The organism is Prauserella muralis (assembly GCF_003202285.1).
In the GTDB taxonomy this organism is placed as follows: domain Bacteria; phylum Actinomycetota; class Actinomycetes; order Mycobacteriales; family Pseudonocardiaceae; genus Prauserella_B; species Prauserella_B muralis.
Genome location: NZ_MASW01000007.1, coordinates 774,339 through 792,113, shown reverse-complemented (window position 1 = coordinate 792,113; position 17,775 = coordinate 774,339). Strand labels below are relative to the sequence as shown.

17 protein-coding genes and 1 pseudogene are annotated in these 17,775 nt (G+C 71.1%); 13 read left to right on the top strand and 5 right to left on the bottom strand.

Annotated features, from left to right (window positions below; all coding sequences use genetic code 11):
• Positions 1-21 precede the first annotated feature (21 nt).
• Together ahcY and BAY60_RS33410 are read left to right on the top strand one after the other, a co-directional pair.
• Positions 22-1,479: an adenosylhomocysteinase gene (gene ahcY, locus BAY60_RS33415; RefSeq protein WP_112285355.1), complete on the top strand. Its 1,458-nt coding sequence runs from the start codon at positions 22-24 to the stop codon at positions 1,477-1,479.
• A gap of 88 nt (positions 1,480-1,567) precedes the next feature.
• Positions 1,568-2,452, top strand: coding sequence for a mycobacterial-type methylenetetrahydrofolate reductase (locus BAY60_RS33410; protein WP_112285354.1), 885 nt, complete (start codon positions 1,568-1,570; stop codon positions 2,450-2,452).
• A gap of 83 nt (positions 2,453-2,535) precedes the next feature.
• On the opposite strand, the gene BAY60_RS33405 is transcribed toward BAY60_RS33410, so the two are convergent.
• Both BAY60_RS33405 and BAY60_RS33400 read right to left on the bottom strand, forming a co-directional pair.
• On the bottom strand, positions 2,536-3,075 hold the full coding sequence (locus BAY60_RS33405) for a helix-turn-helix transcriptional regulator (RefSeq protein WP_112285353.1): 540 nt from the start codon (positions 3,073-3,075) through the stop codon (positions 2,536-2,538).
• A gap of 76 nt (positions 3,076-3,151) precedes the next feature.
• Positions 3,152-4,264 carry an NDMA-dependent alcohol dehydrogenase gene (locus BAY60_RS33400; protein ID WP_112285352.1) on the bottom strand — a complete coding sequence of 371 codons (1,113 nt, stop codon included), beginning with the start codon at positions 4,262-4,264 and terminating at the stop codon, positions 3,152-3,154.
• A 184-nt stretch (positions 4,265-4,448) separates the two neighbouring features.
• On the opposite strand from BAY60_RS33400, the gene BAY60_RS33395 reads away from it, so the two are divergent.
• Positions 4,449-4,934, top strand: coding sequence for an anthrone oxygenase family protein (locus BAY60_RS33395; RefSeq protein WP_112285351.1), 486 nt, complete (start codon positions 4,449-4,451; stop codon positions 4,932-4,934).
• 119 nt (positions 4,935-5,053) lie between these two features.
• Here BAY60_RS33395 and BAY60_RS33390 read toward each other — a convergent pair whose 3' ends face one another.
• On the bottom strand, positions 5,054-6,409 hold the full coding sequence (locus BAY60_RS33390; RefSeq protein ID WP_112280480.1) for an IS4 family transposase: 1,356 nt from the start codon (positions 6,407-6,409) through the stop codon (positions 5,054-5,056).
• A 369-nt stretch (positions 6,410-6,778) separates the two neighbouring features.
• On the opposite strand from BAY60_RS33390, the gene BAY60_RS33385 reads away from it, so the two are divergent.
• From BAY60_RS33385 to BAY60_RS33370, 4 genes and pseudogenes are all read left to right on the top strand, one after another.
• Positions 6,779-7,453 carry a CBS domain-containing protein gene (locus BAY60_RS33385; RefSeq protein ID WP_112285350.1) on the top strand — a complete coding sequence of 225 codons (675 nt, stop codon included), beginning with the start codon at positions 6,779-6,781 and terminating at the stop codon, positions 7,451-7,453.
• 408 nt (positions 7,454-7,861) lie between these two features.
• Positions 7,862-8,209: pseudogene (locus tag BAY60_RS33380) on the top strand (arginine deiminase family protein); the annotation flags it as partial.
• Positions 8,206-9,150: an ornithine carbamoyltransferase gene (gene argF / locus BAY60_RS33375; RefSeq protein ID WP_112285349.1), complete on the top strand. Its 945-nt coding sequence runs from the start codon at positions 8,206-8,208 to the stop codon at positions 9,148-9,150. The pseudogene BAY60_RS33380 and the gene argF, both read left to right, overlap by 4 nt.
• Positions 9,147-10,052 (top strand): carbamate kinase, encoded by a 906-nt coding sequence (locus tag BAY60_RS33370; protein WP_112285348.1) that lies wholly within the window; start codon positions 9,147-9,149, stop codon positions 10,050-10,052. The genes argF and BAY60_RS33370 overlap by 4 nt, the downstream gene beginning before the upstream one ends.
• 12 nt (positions 10,053-10,064) lie before the next feature.
• On the opposite strand, the gene BAY60_RS33365 is transcribed toward BAY60_RS33370, so the two are convergent.
• Positions 10,065-10,541, bottom strand: a complete 477-nt coding sequence (locus BAY60_RS33365; RefSeq protein WP_112285347.1) for a hypothetical protein — start codon at positions 10,539-10,541, stop codon at positions 10,065-10,067.
• A 426-nt stretch (positions 10,542-10,967) separates the two neighbouring features.
• Between BAY60_RS33365 and BAY60_RS33355 the strand changes: the two genes are divergently transcribed.
• Both BAY60_RS33355 and thiI read left to right on the top strand, forming a co-directional pair.
• Positions 10,968-11,852, top strand: coding sequence for a DivIVA domain-containing protein (locus BAY60_RS33355; RefSeq protein WP_170160638.1), 885 nt, complete (start codon positions 10,968-10,970; stop codon positions 11,850-11,852).
• A gap of 83 nt (positions 11,853-11,935) precedes the next feature.
• Positions 11,936-13,120: a tRNA uracil 4-sulfurtransferase ThiI gene (thiI, locus tag BAY60_RS33350; protein ID WP_112285344.1), complete on the top strand. Its 1,185-nt coding sequence runs from the start codon at positions 11,936-11,938 to the stop codon at positions 13,118-13,120.
• Here thiI and BAY60_RS33345 read toward each other — a convergent pair.
• On the bottom strand, positions 13,115-13,912 hold the full coding sequence (locus BAY60_RS33345) for an AraC family transcriptional regulator (RefSeq protein ID WP_112285343.1): 798 nt from the start codon (positions 13,910-13,912) through the stop codon (positions 13,115-13,117). The two genes, thiI and BAY60_RS33345, sit on opposite strands and share 6 nt — an antisense overlap.
• Positions 13,913-13,962: 50 nt before the next feature.
• Here BAY60_RS33345 and BAY60_RS33340 point away from each other — a divergent pair, with 50 nt between their 5' ends.
• The 4 genes from BAY60_RS33340 to BAY60_RS33325 all read left to right on the top strand — a co-directional run bounded on the left by BAY60_RS33340 (position 13,963) and on the right by BAY60_RS33325 (position 17,762).
• Entirely contained in the window at positions 13,963-14,397 is a 435-nt protein-coding gene (locus BAY60_RS33340; protein WP_112285342.1) for a DUF2000 domain-containing protein, read from the top strand.
• A 293-nt stretch (positions 14,398-14,690) separates the two neighbouring features.
• Positions 14,691-15,920: a quaternary amine ABC transporter ATP-binding protein gene (locus tag BAY60_RS33335; RefSeq protein WP_112285341.1), complete on the top strand. Its 1,230-nt coding sequence runs from the start codon at positions 14,691-14,693 to the stop codon at positions 15,918-15,920.
• Positions 15,913-16,803, top strand: coding sequence for an ABC transporter permease (locus BAY60_RS33330; protein WP_112285340.1), 891 nt, complete (start codon positions 15,913-15,915; stop codon positions 16,801-16,803). Before BAY60_RS33335 ends, BAY60_RS33330 begins: the two co-directional genes overlap by 8 nt.
• 29 nt (positions 16,804-16,832) lie before the next feature.
• Complete coding sequence (locus tag BAY60_RS33325) at positions 16,833-17,762, top strand: glycine betaine ABC transporter substrate-binding protein (RefSeq protein ID WP_112285339.1); 930 nt, start codon at positions 16,833-16,835, stop codon at positions 17,760-17,762.
• Positions 17,763-17,775: the final 13 nt, after the last annotated feature.

Genomic DNA, 17,775 nt, shown 5'->3' with positions numbered 1-17,775 from the left:
TCAACCAGAAGAAAGGGAAACATGAGCGCGAAGTTGCAGAAGGTGAACGGCCTCGAGTTCGCCGTCGCAGACCTGAAGCTGGCCGAGGCCGGCCGGCACCAGATCCGGCTGGCCGAGCACGAGATGCCGGGCCTGATGGCGACTCGCAAGGAGTACGCCGAGTCGAAGCCGCTGAAGGGCGCGCGCATCGCCGGCTCGCTGCACATGACCGTGCAGACGGCCGTGCTGATCGAGACGCTGGTGGAGCTCGGCGCCGAGGTCCGCTGGGTGTCCTGCAACATCTTCTCCACCCAGGACGAGGCCGCCGCGGCCGTCGTCGTGGGCCCGAACGGCACGCCGGAGAAGCCGCAGGGCGTGTCGGTGTTCGCCTGGAAGGGCGAGACGCTGGAGGACTACTGGTGGTGCACCGAGCAGCTCTTCCAGTTCGGTGACGCGGGCCCGAACATGATCCTCGACGACGGTGGCGACGCGACCCTGCTGGTGCACAAGGGCGTCGAGTTCGAGGCCGCAGGCGCCGTGCCCGAGGCTGCCGAGGACGACCCGCAGGAGTACAAGGTCATCCTGGCCACGCTGCGCAGGAGCCTGGCCGCCGACTCCAAGCGGTTCACCCGCATCGCCGAGGGCATCAAGGGCGTCACCGAGGAGACCACCACCGGCGTGCACCGGCTGTACGAGTTCGCCAAGTCCGGCGAGCTGCTGTTCCCGGCCATCAACGTCAACGACTCGGTCACCAAGTCCAAGTTCGACAACAAGTACGGCTGCCGCCACTCGCTGGTGGACGGCATCAACCGCGCCACCGACACGCTCATCGGCGGCAAGGTCGCCGTCGTGTGCGGCTACGGCGACGTCGGCAAGGGCAGCGCCGAGTCGCTGCGCGGCCAGGGCGCCCGCGTGATCATCACCGAGATCGACCCGATCTGCGCCCTGCAGGCGGCGATGGACGGCTACCAGGTCACCACGCTCGAGGACGTCGTGGAGACCGCCGACATCTTCATCACCACCACCGGCAACTTCGACATCATCACCGCCGAGCACATGGCGAAGATGAAGCACCAGGCCATCGTCGGCAACATCGGCCACTTCGACAACGAGATCGACATGGCCGGGCTGGAGAAGACGCCGGGCATCAAGAAGGTCGAGATCAAGCCGCAGGTGCACGAGTACGTCTACCCGGACGGCCACTCGATCATCGTGCTGAGCGAGGGCAGGCTGCTCAACCTCGGCAACGCCACCGGACACCCGAGCTTCGTGATGTCCAACAGCTTCACCAACCAGGTGATGGCCCAGATCGAGCTCTTCACCAAGCCCGGCGAGTACGACAAGCAGGTCTACGTGCTGCCCAAGCACCTGGACGAGAAGGTGGCACGGCTGCACCTGGACGCGCTCGGGGTGAAGCTCACCAAGCTCACCAAGGAGCAGGCCGCCTACATCGGCGTCGACGTGGAGGGCCCCTACAAGCCCGACCACTACCGCTACTGACGGCGCGTCCGCGCCCCGCTGGGCGGGGTTCGCCCGCGGGGCGCGGACACCCGGTCGGCAATCCCCCAGACCTGAGCCGGAAGGACCCATGGAAACCATCGCATTGGAGCTCGTCCCACCGGACGTCGAAGGCGGCGCCGAGAAGGCCGTCGAGATCGCCCGGAAGGTCGTCGACAACGGCAAGGCCAGTGGGCTGACCGAACGGATCAAGCACGTGCTCATTCCCGGCATGATCGCCGAGGACGAGGACCGGCCGATCGAGATCAAGCCGAAGATGGACACACTGGACTTCTGGCAGGCGATCCGGCCCGAACTCGGCGACGTGCGGGGCATCTGCACGCAGGTCACCGCGTTCCTCGACCAGCAGAAGCTGACCCGGCGGCTGCAGGCGCTGGGCGGCGCCGGCATGGACGGCGTCGTCTTCGTCGGCGTGCCCCGCACGATGAGCGACGGCGAGGGACCAGGGATGGCGCCGACCGACGCCCTCGCGGAGTTCACCGACGTCGTCGACAACCGCGGCGTCGTCCTCATCCCGACGCGGGAAGGGGAGCACGGCCGGCTCACGTTCAAATGCGAGCGGGGCGCCACGTTCGCCATGACGCAGCTGCTGTTCTCCGACGCGATCGTCGGCTTCCTCCGCGACTTCGCGGCCCGCAGCCCGCACCGGCCGGAGCTGCTGCTGTCCTTCGGCTTCGTGCCGGGTATGGAGAGCAGTGTCCGGCTGATCGACTGGCTCATCCAGGACCCCGGCAACGACGTCGTCAAGCAGGAGCAGGAGTTCGTCGCGCGCCTGTCCCAGCGGTCCTTCGCCGAACGCAAGCGCGAGCTCGTCGACCTGTACAAGCGCGTGATCGACGGTGTCGCCGACCTCGGGTTTCCACTGAGCATCCACCTCGAGGCGCCCTACGGGCCCTCGAAACCCGCGTTCGAGACGTTCCTCGAAATGCTGGACTACTACTCGCCCGAGGACTGACCGGGACCGACCGCGGGGTTCCACCGATCTGGTGGTGGCCGTTCAACGGCGAACGGCCACCACCTTCTCCGTCGCTTCTCGGTTCAGGACAATCGCCCGGATGGGCGGCTGCCGTGGCGGATCTGCGTGGCGGTGCGGCCGAACTCGGCCTTCAGCGCGCGGCTGAGGTGGGTCGCGTCGGTGACACCCCAGCGTGCCGCCACCGCGGAGACCGTGCGGTGGGCCAGCCGGGGGTCGCGCAGGTCGTCGCGGATCCGCTCGAGCCGTCTGCTCCGGATCCACGCCCACAACCGGATCTTCCTGCGCCGCAGGACCTTCTGCAGGTAGCGCGTCGAGATGCCGTGCGCCCCGGCCACCGTCTCGACGGACAGCTCCGGGTCGGCCAGGTTGGCGAGGCAGTAGGCGAGGATGCGGTCGGCGAGATCGTCGCCGTCGCCCGGCGGGGCAGGCTCACCCAGCTCCGCCAGCACCCGCGACGCCAGCGCGTCGGCCAACTGCCTGCCGGGCGGCAGCGCGGGCGCCTCGGCGAGGTCGCGCACGAACCGGGCGATGAGGATGCCGAGCCGCTCGGCCAGCTGCCGGTCCACGGCCGGTGTCGTGGTGGGGGCGACGTCGGTGTCCACGTCGCGAACCTAGGCCGGTCGCGACGCGCGCGTCCACCGGCCTTCCATCCACGAGAAGGCCGGTTGCGCGCCCGCGTCAGTGCTCGTGGATGAGCACGCCGCGGATGTTCTTGCCCTCCACCAGATCCCGGTAGCCGTCGTTGACCTGCTCCAGCGTGTAGGTGGCCGTGACCAGTTCGTCGAGCTTGAGCTTGCCCGCCTGGTAGAGATCGAGTGCCTTGACGATGTCGTACTGCGGGTTGGACGAGCCGAACAGCGCGCCCTTCACGGTCTTCTCGAACAGCGTCATCACGCTGCCGGACACCTGCACGGTGATGCTCTCCGGGTGGGCGAGGCCGGTGAGGACGACGACGCCGCCCTTGCCGACGATGTCGAAGCCCGCGGACACCACCGCCTGGTCGACCACGCCGACGGTGATGAGCGCCTGGTCGGCGAGCTGGCCCCGGGTGAGGTCGACGACGGCGGCCTGTGCCTCCTCGGCGGTCGCGAAGGCATGCGTGGCGCCGAGCTTGAGCGCCGTGTCGCGCTTGAACGCGATCGGGTCGACCACCACGACGTTCTTGGCGCCCGCGTGCGCGGCGCCCTGCACGGCGTTGATGCCGATGCCGCCGATGCCGTAGATGACGGTGGTGTCGCCGGGGCGGACGGCGCCCGCGTGCACGGCGGTTCCCCAGCCGGTGGGCACCCCGCAGCCGACGAGCACGGCGACGTCCAGCGGCAGGCTCGGATCGATCTTGACGACCGAGGCCTCCTTCACCGTGCCGTACTGGGAGAACGTGCCCAGCATGCACGTGCCCCCGTAGTCGACGCCGTTCGCGTGCATGCGGAACGTGCCGTCGGGCATGCAGCCCTCGCTGATGGTGGCGCCGAGGTCGCACAGGTTCTGCCTGCCGGTGGAGCAGTACCGGCAGCGACCACAGCTCGGGATGAAGCTGCACACGACGTGGTCGCCGGGCTTGACCTTGGTGACGGCCGCGCCGACCTCCTCCACCACGCCCGCGCCCTCGTGGCCGCCGACGATCGGGTAGCGGGGCGGGATGTCGCCCTCGGCGACGTGCAGGTCGGAGTGACACAGCCCGGCGGCGACGTAGCGGATGAGGATCTCGTCCTTCTCGGGGCCGTCGAGGTCCAGCTCGATGAGCTCGAACGGCTGGTGTACGCCGGTCAGGACTGCCGCCTTCGTCTTCACCGTGGCCCTCCCTGGGTGTGCAGGTGTGTCCGAAGGTAGGCAATCCGGCGGCCCGCGAGTCACCATCGGGCGCACGGGCCGTCGCCATTTCGCGCCCCCTGTTCCGCGCGGCTGAGACGGCCGCGCATGCGCCCGAGCGCCGTGACGATGGTGTGCGTGCCGGGCGGCGCGCTTGACTTGCCGCATGACCAACGGGGTGTTCCTCGCCGTGGCATTGGCCGCGGCACTCGGCAGCGGGCTGATCGCAGGCGTGTTCTTCGCGTTCTCGGCATTCGTCATGCGGGCGCTGGCCCGGCTGCCCGCGGCGCAAGGCATCGCCGCGATGCAGTCGATCAACGTGACCGTGCTCGGCCCGGCGTTTCTCACCGTGTTCGTCGGCACCGCGCTGCTGAGCCTGGTGGCCGTGGTGCTGGCGCTGGTGTGGTGGGCCGGCGCGGGCAGCGGGTGGGCGCTGACGGGCGGGCTGCTGTACGTCGCCGGCACCGTCGGCCTCACCCGGGTGGTGCACATCCCGCGCAACGAGGCGCTGGCCCGGGTCGCCGCGGGCAGCGACAGCGGCCGCGCGTACTGGACCCGGTACCTGCGGGAGTGGACGGCGTGGAACCACGTGCGCACCGTCGCCGCGCTCGCGGCGTGTGCCTCGCTGGTGCTGGCCATGGCGAATCGGTGACGAAAGGTGAGGACCGGCACGAGACCCCCGCCACCACCGAGGAGCCGCCGGCAAGCTCCCCAATGCCACATTTGTTCCACTCAACGGAGCGAATGCGGCATTCGCTCAAGGCCGGGTAGTTAGGGCGGGGTGGTGCGTGTCAACGGGCTTGTTGCGGCGTTGGTGATGGTTATTTCGATGGTGATGGTGTGGCAGGTGGGGGGTTGGTGGGGTTTGTTGTAGGCGTATTTGGATAGTGGTCGTTTGACGGTTCGGGGGCAGGTGCGTGCTCGGCGGGCTGGGAGCAGGCTGGCCAGGATGTGGGTGCCGATGGTGCCGATGAGGTCGATGTGGGTGCCGGCGATGATCGACTGGGCGGTGATGACCTGGTCGCGGGCGGCGTGTAGCGCGACGCTGAACCCGGCCCGGTCGGGGGTGAGGCCGGGGCGGGAATTGGTGGCGTCGGTCATCGCGATGCGCAGGATTTGATAGGTCGCCAGCAGTGCCCAGAGTTCCTGCTGGGCTCCGGTCGGGGTCTGCGAACGCAGGACCCGCCCGCGGGTGAGGGTGTGTTTGAGGGCGAGGTAGGCGGTTTCGATCTCCCAGCGCTGGTGGTAGAGCTCGATCAGGTCGGTGGCCGGATAACGCTGGGGGTCGAGCAGGGTGGTGACCAGCCGGTAGTGCTCGCTGCGGTGGGACCCGTCGGCTGTGGTGACGGTGACCAGGGCTTCGATGACCCGGACTTCGACGCCGCCGATGATCGAGCGGATCGACCCGTCGGTGTGGCGGCCCAGCAGTGGTGGGCGTCGGTTGCCTTTGAGCCGGATCAGCAGGTCCGCGCCGGTGCTGGCGGTGCCGGCGAGGAAGGTCGCGGCGTCGAAATTGCGGTCGGCGAGCAGCACCATCCCCGGACGCAGCCGGTTCAGCAGGGTGGCCGCGTAGGCCAGTTCTCCGTCGGCGGGGCTGCCGAACACCGCCGCGATCAGCGCGCGGGTGCCGCACTCGACCAGCGTGACCAGCCGCAGCAGCGGATACCCGGCCGAGGGATGGGAGGCGGTGCGGCTCATCTGGGTCCAGGCCCGGTGGGGTTCGCTGTCGGGGATGGCGACCTGCGTTCCGTCGATCGCGACCAGTCGCAGGCCCCGCCAGCAGGCGCCGGGGGTGCGGGGCCGGGCCACCGGCCCGGCCAGCAGAGTGAACAACGCGGCCAGCGGGCCCGGCCCGAGGCGGGACCGGGCTTGCCGCAATGCCGACGCCGTCGGCGTCGCCGGCCGCAGCGCACCCAGACCGGCGGTCAGCGACGCAAACACCCCGCGATAGCCACGCTCGGGGAACAGGCCCATCGCCAGCAGGAAGTACACCGTCACCCGGGCCGGCAACAACCGCACCCGCCGCTGCGTCGCCGCGGGCGCCTCGGCCAGCACCGCATCGACCATCTCGAAGGGCACGACCTGGGTCAGCTCACCAAGGTGACCCGGCGCGAACACACCAACCATCCGGGATATGACAGACTGCGCAGACAACGGAGCTCCCGCCGAACGTTGATCTTGGTCGACAATGTTCTAGCGGAAGCTCCGTTGTCCTACTCCACCAGGGTTGACACCACACCCACGCCCCTAACTACCCGGCATTGGGCATTCGCTCCATCCAGTGGAGCGAATGCCGCATTGGGGAGCTTTGGGGGAGGGGGTCGCGGCGGCTGTCGGCGCCAAGCCTGGACCGCCCCAGGGGCGAACGTCCACGCGCACACGGCCCGCGGTGGGACGGGCCAGGGACCTTCGCCTCTAGCGCAGGCGCGCACGAACCGTGACCGTGGAAGGACGGCTACCAGGACCGAGGGTTATCGAGACGCTGAGGAACCGCCGATGTACCAGGTGACAGTGGGGTCGGTGATGACACCCGATCCGGTCACGGTGCGCCCGGGAACCGACTTCACGACCATCCTCGAGATGCTGTTGAGCCACGACATCGGCGCGGTGCCCGTCGTCAGCGACCGCGGTGCGCTGCTCGGCATGGTGACGGAGGCGGACCTGCTGCCGCGGCGGGAGGACCTTGCCGACGGCTCGGGCCGGCCGCTCCCCTTCGCCCGCCAGCGGGCCCGGCAACGCTGGGACGCCACCTGGGCGACCACGGCACTGGACCTGATGACCACCCCGGTGCCGAGCCTGGACGCCGCCGCCACGCTGGCCGCCGCCGCGCGCGAGTTCGGCCGGTCGCGGGCGCGCAGGCTGTTCGTGCTCGCCGACGGCGCCCTCGCCGGCGTGCTGACGCGCGGCGACCTGCTCATGGCGTTCGTGCGCGCCGACGACGACATCGTCGCCGACGTCCGGCAGCAGGCGCTCACGCGCGTGCCCGGGGTCGACGCCGCCACGGTCGGCGTGATCGCCAGCGGGGGTGTGGTGACGCTGACCGGCACGGTCGAGCGCCGCGGCGACGCGGAGCTGGCTGCCACGCTCGCCTCCCACGTCCTCGGTGTCGTTCACGTCGTCAACCAGCTCACCTACCGCCTGGACCAGGAGCGGGGCCTAGCTCGCAGGTAACTGGGGGAGGGGAGGGAGGGGCGGCCGTCCCGCGCGGGCGGCCGCCCCCTTTTCCGCCGTCAGCTGCCCGGAACCCGGCGGCGACCCGCGAGCCCGGCAGGGGCGGGCTCCTCCGACCGGAGGGACTTTGGTCACCGCGACCTTGGTTCTCCGGCCTCCACCGGCCGTCGCCGGTGCCGGGTGTGCTGGTCGGCATGACTGACACAGCGACGACGGACCTCGCGTCCCGCCGGCGCCGTCGCTGCCTCGGACTGTGGGCCGCCACCGCGCTGGTGATCGGAAACATGATCGGCTCGGGCGTGTTCCTGCTGCCGAGCGCGCTGGGCAGCTTCGTGCAGCGGTTCCGCCCGCTGTTCGCCGGAGCGGCGCGGCACCGGTGGCTGGCCCCGGAGGACCACGGTGTCACCCGCGTTCACGCTGCGGCCCAGCGACGGCGCGGGCGTGCCGTCACCCGTGGTGCGCGAGAACCCGCACTTCTTCGCCGCCGTGGCCGCCGAGCTGGGCCTGCCGAGGGTGCGGGTGCTGCAGGCGGAACAGGACGTGCGGGCCGCCGAACGGGAACAGTGGGACGATGGCAACAACGTGCTCGCCGTCGAACCGGGCGTCGTCGTGGCCTACGAGCGCAACGTCACCACCAACACGATGCTGCGCCGCAACGGCATCGAAGTGATCACCATTCCGGGCAGCGAGCTGGGCAGAGGCCGCGGAGGGCCCCGGTGCATGAGCTGCCCTGTCGAACGGGAGGCCCTCCGATGAGGAACCTGCTCACCACCGCGGAGCTGTCCACGGCCGACTTCGGCGTGCTGATGCGACTGGCCGAGCACTACGCGCAGGATCGCGACCACACCCCGACGGCCCTGCGGAACCGGCTGGTGGCGCTGCACTTCACCAAGCCGTCGACCCGCACCCGGGTGTCCACCGAGGCCGCCGTGACCAGGCTCGGCGGCGTGCCGACGCTGCTCGCGCCCGGTGAGCTGCAGCTGGGCAGGGGCGAGACGATCGAGGACACGGCGCGGGTGCTGTCCAGCTACGTGGCCGCCATCGTCATCCGCACGGCGTCGGACGAGCAGCTGCGCCGCTTCGCCGGCGCCGCGACCGTGCCGGTGGTCAACGCCCTGACCGACGGCCACCACCCGCTGCAGAGCCTGACCGACCTGTTCACCCTGCGGCAGGTGTTCGGTGACCTGCGCGGACGGCGCATCGCCTACGTCGGTGCCGGCAACAACGTCGCCGTCAGCCTCGCGCAGGCGGCGGCGCTGGCCGGGGTGGACATCGCCCTCGCCACGCCGGAGGAGTACCCGCCCGACGCCGAGGGGCTCTTCGCCGCCGAGCGGATCGCGGCGACCACCGGCAGCACCGTCGAGCGCCTGAGTGACCCTGCCGAGGCCGTGCGGGACGCCAGCGCCGTGTACACCGACGTGTGGCTGTCGATGGGCGACCCGCCGGAGGAGGCCGAGGCGCGGCGGATCGCCCTCAAGCCCTACCGGGTGGACAAGCAGCTCATGCTGCGGGCCCGCTCGGACGCGGTGTTCCTGCACTGCCTGCCCGCGCACCGCGGCGAGGAGGTCTCGGCCGAGGTCATCGACGACGGCCAGTCGGTGGTGTTCCGGCAGGCGGCCAACCGGCAGCCGGTCGCGCAGGCCGTGCTGTACGCGCTGCTGTGCGGCAGGCTCGTCGGCCAGGGTGCCGCCCGGTGAGGATCGTGGCCGCGCTCGGCGGCAACGCGCTGTTGCGCAGGGGACAGCGCGCCGAGCACACGCTCCAGCAGCAGAACGTGCGGCGCGCGGTGCGCGCGCTGGCCCCGCTGGCCACCGAGTACGAGCTCGTCGTCGTGCACGGCAACGGGCCGCAGGTCGGCATGCTGGCGCTGGAGAGCGCCGCCGACAGAGACCTCGACCAGCCGTATCCGCTGGACGTCCTGGTGGCCGAGACACAGGGCATGATCGGCTACTGGCTGGCCGAGGCGCTGAGTGCCGCACTGCCCGGCCGTGAGGTCGTCACGCTGGTGACCCGCACCGTCGTCGATGGCAACGACCCCGCGTTCGCGCGGCCGGTGAAGTTCATCGGCCCCGGCTACGGCGAGACCGCGGCAGGCACGCTCGCCGCTGATCGCGGCTGGACACTGCGCCGCGACGGCCGTCGCTGGCGGCGGGTGGTGCCCTCGCCGGAGCCAGTGGCCGTGGTCGAGCGTCCCGTGATCGCGCGGCTGGCCGCCGAGGGCGTGGTGGTGGTCGCGGGCGGCGGCGGTGGGGTGCCCGTGGCCGCCGGGGACGACGGCACGCTGCGCGGTGTCGAGGCGGTTGTCGACAAGGACCTCACGGCGGCGCTGCTGGCCGGTGAGCTCAAGGCCGACGCGTTGCTGCTGCTCACCGACGTGCCCGCGGTGCTGCGCGGCTTCGGCACGGCGCACCCGGAGCCGATCGCGAGGGCGAGCGTGGCGCAGTTGCGGGCGCTGGGCCTGCCGGAGGGGTCCATGGCGCCGAAGGTGGACGCGTGCGGTCGGTTCCTCGCGGCGGGCGGCTCGCTGGCCGCGATCGGCGCCCTGCACGAGGCGGGCGCGATCCTCGCCGGCACGGCGGGCACCCGGGTCGATCCGTGAGGTGCCGGGCGCTCACGCGGTCTCAGGCTCGGATGGCACCGGGTCGGGGGCCGGGGCCTCCGCGGACCGCTGCGCGGGGATGGCGGGGCCGGTGCGGCTGCCGGTGAGCCGGGCGATGCGGATGCGGATGCCGTTGTCGAAGGCGTAGCGCAGGGCGAGCGCGTCACCGGTGGCGGGGCGGGGCCGGTCGCGGTGGCCCAGCGGGCGGGCGAGGCCCACGCCGCGCACGGTCCACCCCTGCCCGGTCTCCTCGCCCGAGAACTCGACGGCCACCGGCTTGCCCGTGGCCGCGCGGGTGAGCGACGCGTCGGTGCCGGTGGGCACGAGCACGTCGCCGCCCGCCCGCACGAAACAGGCCAGCAGGAGCGGGCTCGCGCCGTCGACGGCGACCCGAGCGGTGTGGCGCTCTCCCGTGCCGCGGACGAGTTCGAGGCAGTCGGCGTGGTGCAGGTCCGAGACGGCTGAGTCGGTGGAGTCCGTGGAGTCCACGTGCGCTCCTTCCTCACGCGGCGGCGCACGGGGGCGAACGTCCCTTCGCCGTCGGGCTTTCTGCCCTGGCTCGGTGGCCTGCCGCCTTCCTACGGTGTCGCGAAAGAGGTGATGGTCATGACCTTCATATGGCTTGTCGTGTGGTTGATCGCCGGAACCCCGGACGTGCAGTCGTGGGGACCGTGGAATAACTGGGGTACCGCACTCTTCGTCTGCCTGGCGATAGATCTTTTGGGTACTCTTGGCGCTGGAGCACGCAGCTCCGGTCGCGCCCGACGGTGACCGATCGCCGCCGGTGGTCACAGAATCCCTTGTGCCGCTTGGCAAATCGGCTCATCGGACACGTCGGTCACAGCGGTGCGGCCGGATGACCGCGGCAGGCACGCATACCCGACTGGGTATACGCGGATGGTGCGGAGGTGGCAGATGACGATCACGGACAGCCGGGCAGACACCGCGCGGCCCGCGCCCGATTTCCGCGTGAGCTGGAGAGGGTACGACCGCGAGCAGGTCGACGGCTACGCCAGGCGCGTCGAGGAGGAGCTGCGGCTCGTGACGGCCGATCGCGACGCCGCGGCCGACTGTGTCGAACGGCTCGCCGATCAGCTGGAGCAGCTGCGCAACGAGAACGACGAGCTGCGCGCCCGGCTCGACCGCGTGTGCGCCGAGCCGATCTCGTCCGACGGGTTGTCCGAGCGGATGCTGCACCTGGTGGAGCTGGCCCACGAGGAGGCCGACGAGATCACCAGCCGGGCCCAGGCCGCCGCCGCGCGCACCCGGGACTCCGCCGAACGGGCCGCCACGCGGCTGCGCGGCCGGTACGAGCGGATGCTCGCCGAGCTCGACGAGCGGAGCAGGCGCCTGGAGCGGGAGTACCAGGAGCTGGCCGAACGGCTCCGGGCCGAGGCGCGGCAGCGGGAGGAGGAGGCCGAACGGCGCCGTCGCGAGGCCGACGAACAGGCCACCCGGCGGCGCCAGCAGCGGGAACGCGAGTTCGCGGCCGCGCTGGCCGCCCGCAGGGAGGAGGCGGCCCGTGCGCTGGCCGAGCGCGACGAGGCGGCACGGGAGAAGGCCGACCGCGTGGTGGCCGAGGCACGCGAACACGCCGCCGAGATCGTGGCCGAGGCCACGGCCAGGGTGCACGACCTGGAGAATGTGCGAGGCCGGGTCGCGGCCGAGCTCCGCACGGCGCGGCAGCTGCTGTCGCGCATGCTGCCGCTGACCGAACCCGTGCCCGGCGAGGCCGACCTGGACGGCACACCCGTACCCCAGCCACGGGCTCCGGGAGCAGCGGTGCAACCTGGTCACTGACGGAGGTTGCGGATGAACGAAACCGAACACGTGCGGCAGACCCGCGCCGGCCACGAGAACAGCCGGACGGGGGTGACGACACCATGGCCCAGCCGTGTGTGCTGCTGAAATACGGCGAACTCGCCTTGAAGGGCCGCAACCGCGGCGCCTTCGAACGGCACCTGCTGCGCGCCGCCCAGCGGGCCGTGCGCACCGACGGCGCCTTCGTGAAGATCGCCCGCCGCAAGGGCGTGCTCGTGCTGTCGTCGAAGGAGCTGCCGCAGGCGGAGCTCGTCGAGCGCGCGCAGGGTGTGCTCGGGGTGAGCGTCGTGCAGCCCGCGCTGCGCTCGGCCAGAACGCCGTCCAGCGCGGCGGAAGCCGTGCTGCAGCTGCTCACCGAGCGGTTCGGGGAACCGGGTGGCGTGTCCCGCCGGTTCGCCATCAAGGCCCGCCGCAGGGACAAGACCTTCCCGATGTCCTCGTCCACGCTCGCCGCCTACCTCGGGGAGCGGGTCTGCAAGGAGTGGGGCTGGCCGGTCGACCTCGGCGACCCGGAGGTGCGGGTGCTCGTCGAGGTCGACGAGCACGAGGTGTTCGTCTCCGTGGACCGGCTGCGCGGGCAGGGCGGGCTGCCCGCGGGCTCGAGCGGCAGGGCGCTCGTGCTGCTCTCCGGCGGGTTCGACTCGCCGGTGGCGGCCTACCGGGCGATGCGCAGGGGCCTGCGGTGCGAGTTCGTGCACTTCAGCGGCGCGCCGTTCACCAACCCGTCTTCCACCTACAAGGCCTACGCGCTGGTCCGCCAGCTCGACCGGTTCCAGGGCCACTCGCGGCTGCACGTGGTGAGCATCGGCGACGCGCAGCGGGCCCTCGCGACGGCGGGAGCGGGCCAGCTGCAGGTGGTCGCCCAGCGCAGGCTGATGGTGCGCACCGCGGCGGCTCTTGCCGCGGAGGTGGGCGCGCAGGCCCTGGTCACCGGCGACAGCCTCGGCCAGGTGTCCAGCCAGACCCTGAGCAACCTCGCCACGGTGGAGCAGGCCACGACGCTGCCGCTGCTGCGGCCGCTGCTGGCGTGGGACAAGGAGGAGATCATCGCGGAGGCCGAGCGGATCGGCACCGGGCAGGTGTCCCGGCTACCGGACGAGGACTGCTGCAGCCTGCTCGCTCCGCCCAGCGTCGCCACCCGCACCCGGCCCGAGCAGCTCAGCGCCGTCGAGGGCCGCCTGGACCTGGACGAGCTGGTGCCCAAGCTGCTCGCCAACGCCCAGGTGCTCACACCGGGCGGGTCATGACCGGCCGCGCGCGTAGCGGGCGGGGGTGACCCCGACCAGCCGCTTGAAGTGCCGGTTCAGGTGCGGCTGGTCGTAGAATCCGGCGGCTGTCGCCGCCTCGGCGGGCGGGTAGCCGGCCAGCAGGTGCCTGCGTGCCACCTCGACGCGCCTGCCCGTGAGGTAGCGGTGCGGTGGCAGCCCGTACGCCCAGGAGAACGCCCGCACCAGCCGGGCGGGCTGCGCGCCCAGCCGCCGTCCCGCCTCGTGCAGGGTGAGCCCGGCGGGCACGCTGGCGTCCAGCAGCTCCCGCAGCCGGGCGGCCAGGCCGGGCTCGCCCGGGTCCGCGCCGGTCCGCGGCCCGCCGCGCAGGTGCCCGCGCAGCCGCTCGGCCACCAGCGCCAGCCTGCCCTCGGCCTCCAGGTCCTCGCCGGGCAGCGCCAGCGCCTCGTGCAGCTGGTGCACGCGCAGCCGCAGCAGCGGGTCGGCGAGCGCGGGTGCGCCCACCGCCCTGCCGATCAGCGTGTCGGCGAGGACGTCGCGTTCCAGGTAGAGCACGCGTTTGCGGAAGCCGCCGGGCAGCGCCGAGCGGCCGTCGTGGGCGACGTCGGGTGGCAGCAGCGTCACCACCGAGCGCAACGCGCCGTGCTCGTGCCGGTGCAGGCCGTAGCGCACCACACCGTCGTCCACGAGCAGCAGGGTCCACGCGTCGTGCGTGTGCGAGGGGTAGACGTGGCCGACGAAACGCGCGCGCAGGACCTCCCGGATGCCGTGCACCCCGGGCCGCCACGCGGTGACCTCCGCCCGTTCCGCCACGTCAAGAACGTACAAGACGCACCCGCGCCGCGGGCGGCACGCTGGGCGTCATGGAGAACGCCGGGAACGCCCCTGTCCGCTTCGACACCAAGATCGCCGTGCTCCTGCGGGACGACCTGGCGACGTGGCAGCGGCTCAACGTGTGCGCGTTCCTGTCCAGCGGCATCGCCGCGGCGGCTCCGGAGAGCGTCGGCGAGCCCTACGCCGACGCCGACGGCAACGGCTACCTGCCGATGTTCGGCCAGCCCGTGCTCGTCTTCGCCGCCGGCAAGGAGGTGCTCGCGGCCGCGCACACCAGGGCTCTCTCGCGCGGGATGCCGATGGCCGTGTTCACCGCCGACCTGTTCACCACCGGCAACGACCGCGACAACCGGGCCGCCGTGCGGGCCGTGCCCGCCGCGCAGCTGGACCTCGTGGGCCTGGCGGTGCGGGGCGGGCGCAACGCCGTCGACAAGGTGCTCAAGGGAGCCCGTCTGCACGGCTGAGCAGCCGGCGGGCGGCAGGCCGCGTTCCGCCGCGTCCTCCCGGAGAACGGCCAGAATCGTCCCGGCCGTCCACGGAATCGGTGACCGATGTCCGGTTTGCCGCTGATACGGCACCGTTCTGTGCCGTGATGTTGACCTTTCCGTGATGTCATGGCGACACGGTCGGCGGGTTGTCTCGATTGCGGCTACTTTCCGCCGAAGTGTTGTTTCTGTCAGTAACTCGAATAGGGTACAGGCGATGCTTTACGTAACCGTCGTCGTCCGCGCGACCGTCGCGAAGGGACCCGGAGACAGTGCCGACTGTTCGTGCTGAGAAGCTGTACAAGGTATTCGGGCGGCGTGCACGAGAGGCGGTACGCAGGCTCGAGGAAGGCGCCGAGGCGTCCGAATTGGACTTGCCAGGGGTGACCCCGGCCGTCATCGACGCCTCCTTCGAGGTGAACGAGGGCGAGATCTTCGTGGTCATGGGACTTTCCGGCTCCGGAAAGTCCACTTTGATCCGGATGCTCAACGGGTTGCTGCCCGCGACGTCCGGAAGGGTGTCCGTGGACGGCCAGGACATCACCACGATGTCCGACCGGCAGATCCGCGAGATGCGGCAGAACAAGATGAGCATGGTGTTCCAGCACTTCGCGCTGTTCCCGCACCGCACCGTGCTGCAGAACGCCGCCTACGGCCTGCAGATCCAGGGCCTCGGCCGCGAGGAGCGGCTGGAGAAGGCCAGGGAGGCGCTGGGCCTGGTCGGGCTGAACGGCTGGGAGGACCACGTGCCCGCGCAGCTCTCCGGCGGCATGCGCCAGCGCGTCGGGCTCGCGCGCGCACTGGCCGCCGACACCGAGGTGCTGCTCATGGACGAGGCGTTCAGCGCGCTCGATCCCCTGATCCGCAGGGAGATGCAGGACCAGCTGCTGTCGCTGCAGGCCAAGCTGGGCAAGACGATCGTGTTCATCACGCACGACCTCAACGAGGCGATGCGGCTGGGGGACCGGATCGCGATGATGCGCCAGGGCCGCATCGTGCAGATCGGCACCGCCGAGGAGATCCTGACCCACCCGGCCAACGACTACGTCGCGCAGTTCGTGCAGGACGTCGACCGCACGCGCGTGCTCACCGCGAGCTCGGTGATGAACAAGCCCGCGGTGACGATCGGCGCGGGCTCGGGCCCGAGGGCCGCCCTGCGGCTGATGCGTGAGCACCAGTACTCGGCGCTGTTCGTGGTGGAACGCGACGGCACGCTCGCCGGTGTGATCACCGACGCGGCGGCCGCCGAGGCCGCCAACCAGGGTGCGGACACGCTGCGCGGGATCCTCAGTCAGGACGTCGCGGCGGTCGGCCCCGACACGGTGGTGAGCGACCTCTTCGCGCCGTCGGCCGAGAGCGTGCTGCCGCTGGCCGTGCTCGACGAGGACCGGACACTGCTCGGCGTCATCCCGAGGGCCACGCTGCTGGCGGCGCTCGGCGAGATCGGCACCGCGGACCCGGGGGACGCGGCGAACGCGAAGGAGGTGGCCGCCGATGTCTGAGCTGACGCTGGCGGCGGACGGGTGGCAGGTGCCGAGGATTCCCGTCGGGGAGTGGGTCGAGACGGGCGTCGACTGGCTCGAGGACAACCTCGGCGCGTTCTTCGACGCGATCAGCACCGGCATCGTCGAGACCGTCGACGCGATCGCCACCGTGCTGCAGTGGCCGCCGCCGTGGGTCATGTTCATCGTGTTCGCGGCGCTCGCGCTGTGGCTTCGCGGCTGGAAGCTCGCGGTCGGCTCTGTGGTCGGCTTCGCGCTGATGGACGGGCTCGACGCGTTCGAGCCCGCCATGCTGACGCTGGCGCTGGTGCTCTTCGCCGGTGTGATCGCCGTGGTGGTCTCCGTGCCGCTGGGGATTCTCGCCGCGCGCAGCGACCGGGCGAGCGGCATCATCAAGCCGGTCATGGACTTCCTGCAGACGGTGCCGCCGTTCGTCTACCTGATCCCCGCCGTGTCGCTGTTCTCGATCGGGGTGGGCGCCGGGCTGGTGGCCACGGTCGTCTTCGCGATCCCACCGGGCGTCCGGCTCACCGAGCTCGGCATCCGGCAGGTGGACAAGGAGATGGTGGAGGCGGGCGAGGCGTTCGGCTCGCCACCGGCGCGCATCCTCACCGGCATCCAGATTCCGCTGGCGATGCCCTCGATCATGGCGGGCATCAACCAGATCATCATGCTGTCGCTGTCCATGGTCGTGATCGCCGGCATGGTCGGCGCTCCCGGGCTGGGGGCGGAGGTGTTCGAGGCCATCACCCGCTTGCAGCTCGGCGCGGGCTTCGAGTACGGCCTGAGCGTGGTGATCCTCGCCATCTACCTCGACCGGATCACCGCGGGCATCGGTGAGCTGTCCCCGGTGAGCCGCGCACTCGCTCGCGCGTCCGCGTGAGCGCAAGGTTTGTGAGAAGGGAGAAGAGGATGAAGGGAAAGAGGTTCCGCCGGTTGCTGGCGTCCTTCGCAGCCCTCATGGCGACCGCCATGGTCGCCACGGCCTGTGGCGGCGGTGACGACTCGGGCGACTCGGGAGGCGACGGCGGGGGCGGTGGCAACAAGAACCTGACCATCGGCTACATCGCGTGGGACGAGGACATCGCCCTGTCCAACCTGTTCAAGGTCGCGCTGGAGGAGCGGGGCTACACCGTCGAGCTGAAGCAGCTGGACGTGGCACCCACCTACGAGGCGCTGTCCAAGGGCGACATCGACCTGTTCCTCGACGCGTGGCTGCCCTCCACCCACGCCGACTACTGGGAGCGGTACAAGGAGGACGTCGAGGACCTCGGCGTCTGGTACACCGACGCGACGCTGAACCTGGCGGTGCCCTCCTACGTCGAGGACGTCAACTCCATCGCCGACCTCAAGGAGCACGCCGACAAGTTCAACGGCACCATCACCGGCATCGACCCCGGCGCCGGTGAGATGAGGATCGTGCAGGAGGAGGTCATCCCGCAGTACGACCTCGCGGGCGCGATGAAGCTGCAGAGCTCGTCCAGCACCGCGATGCTGGCCGCGCTCGAGGGCGCCATCAAGGACCAGAAGCCGATCGTCGTCACGCTGTGGCACCCGCACTGGGCCTACTCGCGGTGGGACCTCAAGGACCTCGAGGACCCGAAGGGCGCCATGGGCGAGGGCGAGGAGCTGCACAGCCTCGGCCGTGAGGGCTTCAGCGCCGACTACCCCGAGCTGGCTGAGGTGTTCAAGTCGTTCAAGATGACCGACGAGCAGCTCGGCGAGCTGGAGGACATGATCCAGAAGGCAGGCAGCGGCAACGAGGAGCAGGCCGCCAGCGACTGGGCAAACCAGAACAAGGAGTTCATGGACAAGGCGTTCTCGCCCGTCTCGTCCGCGTGATCCCCGGCCGTTC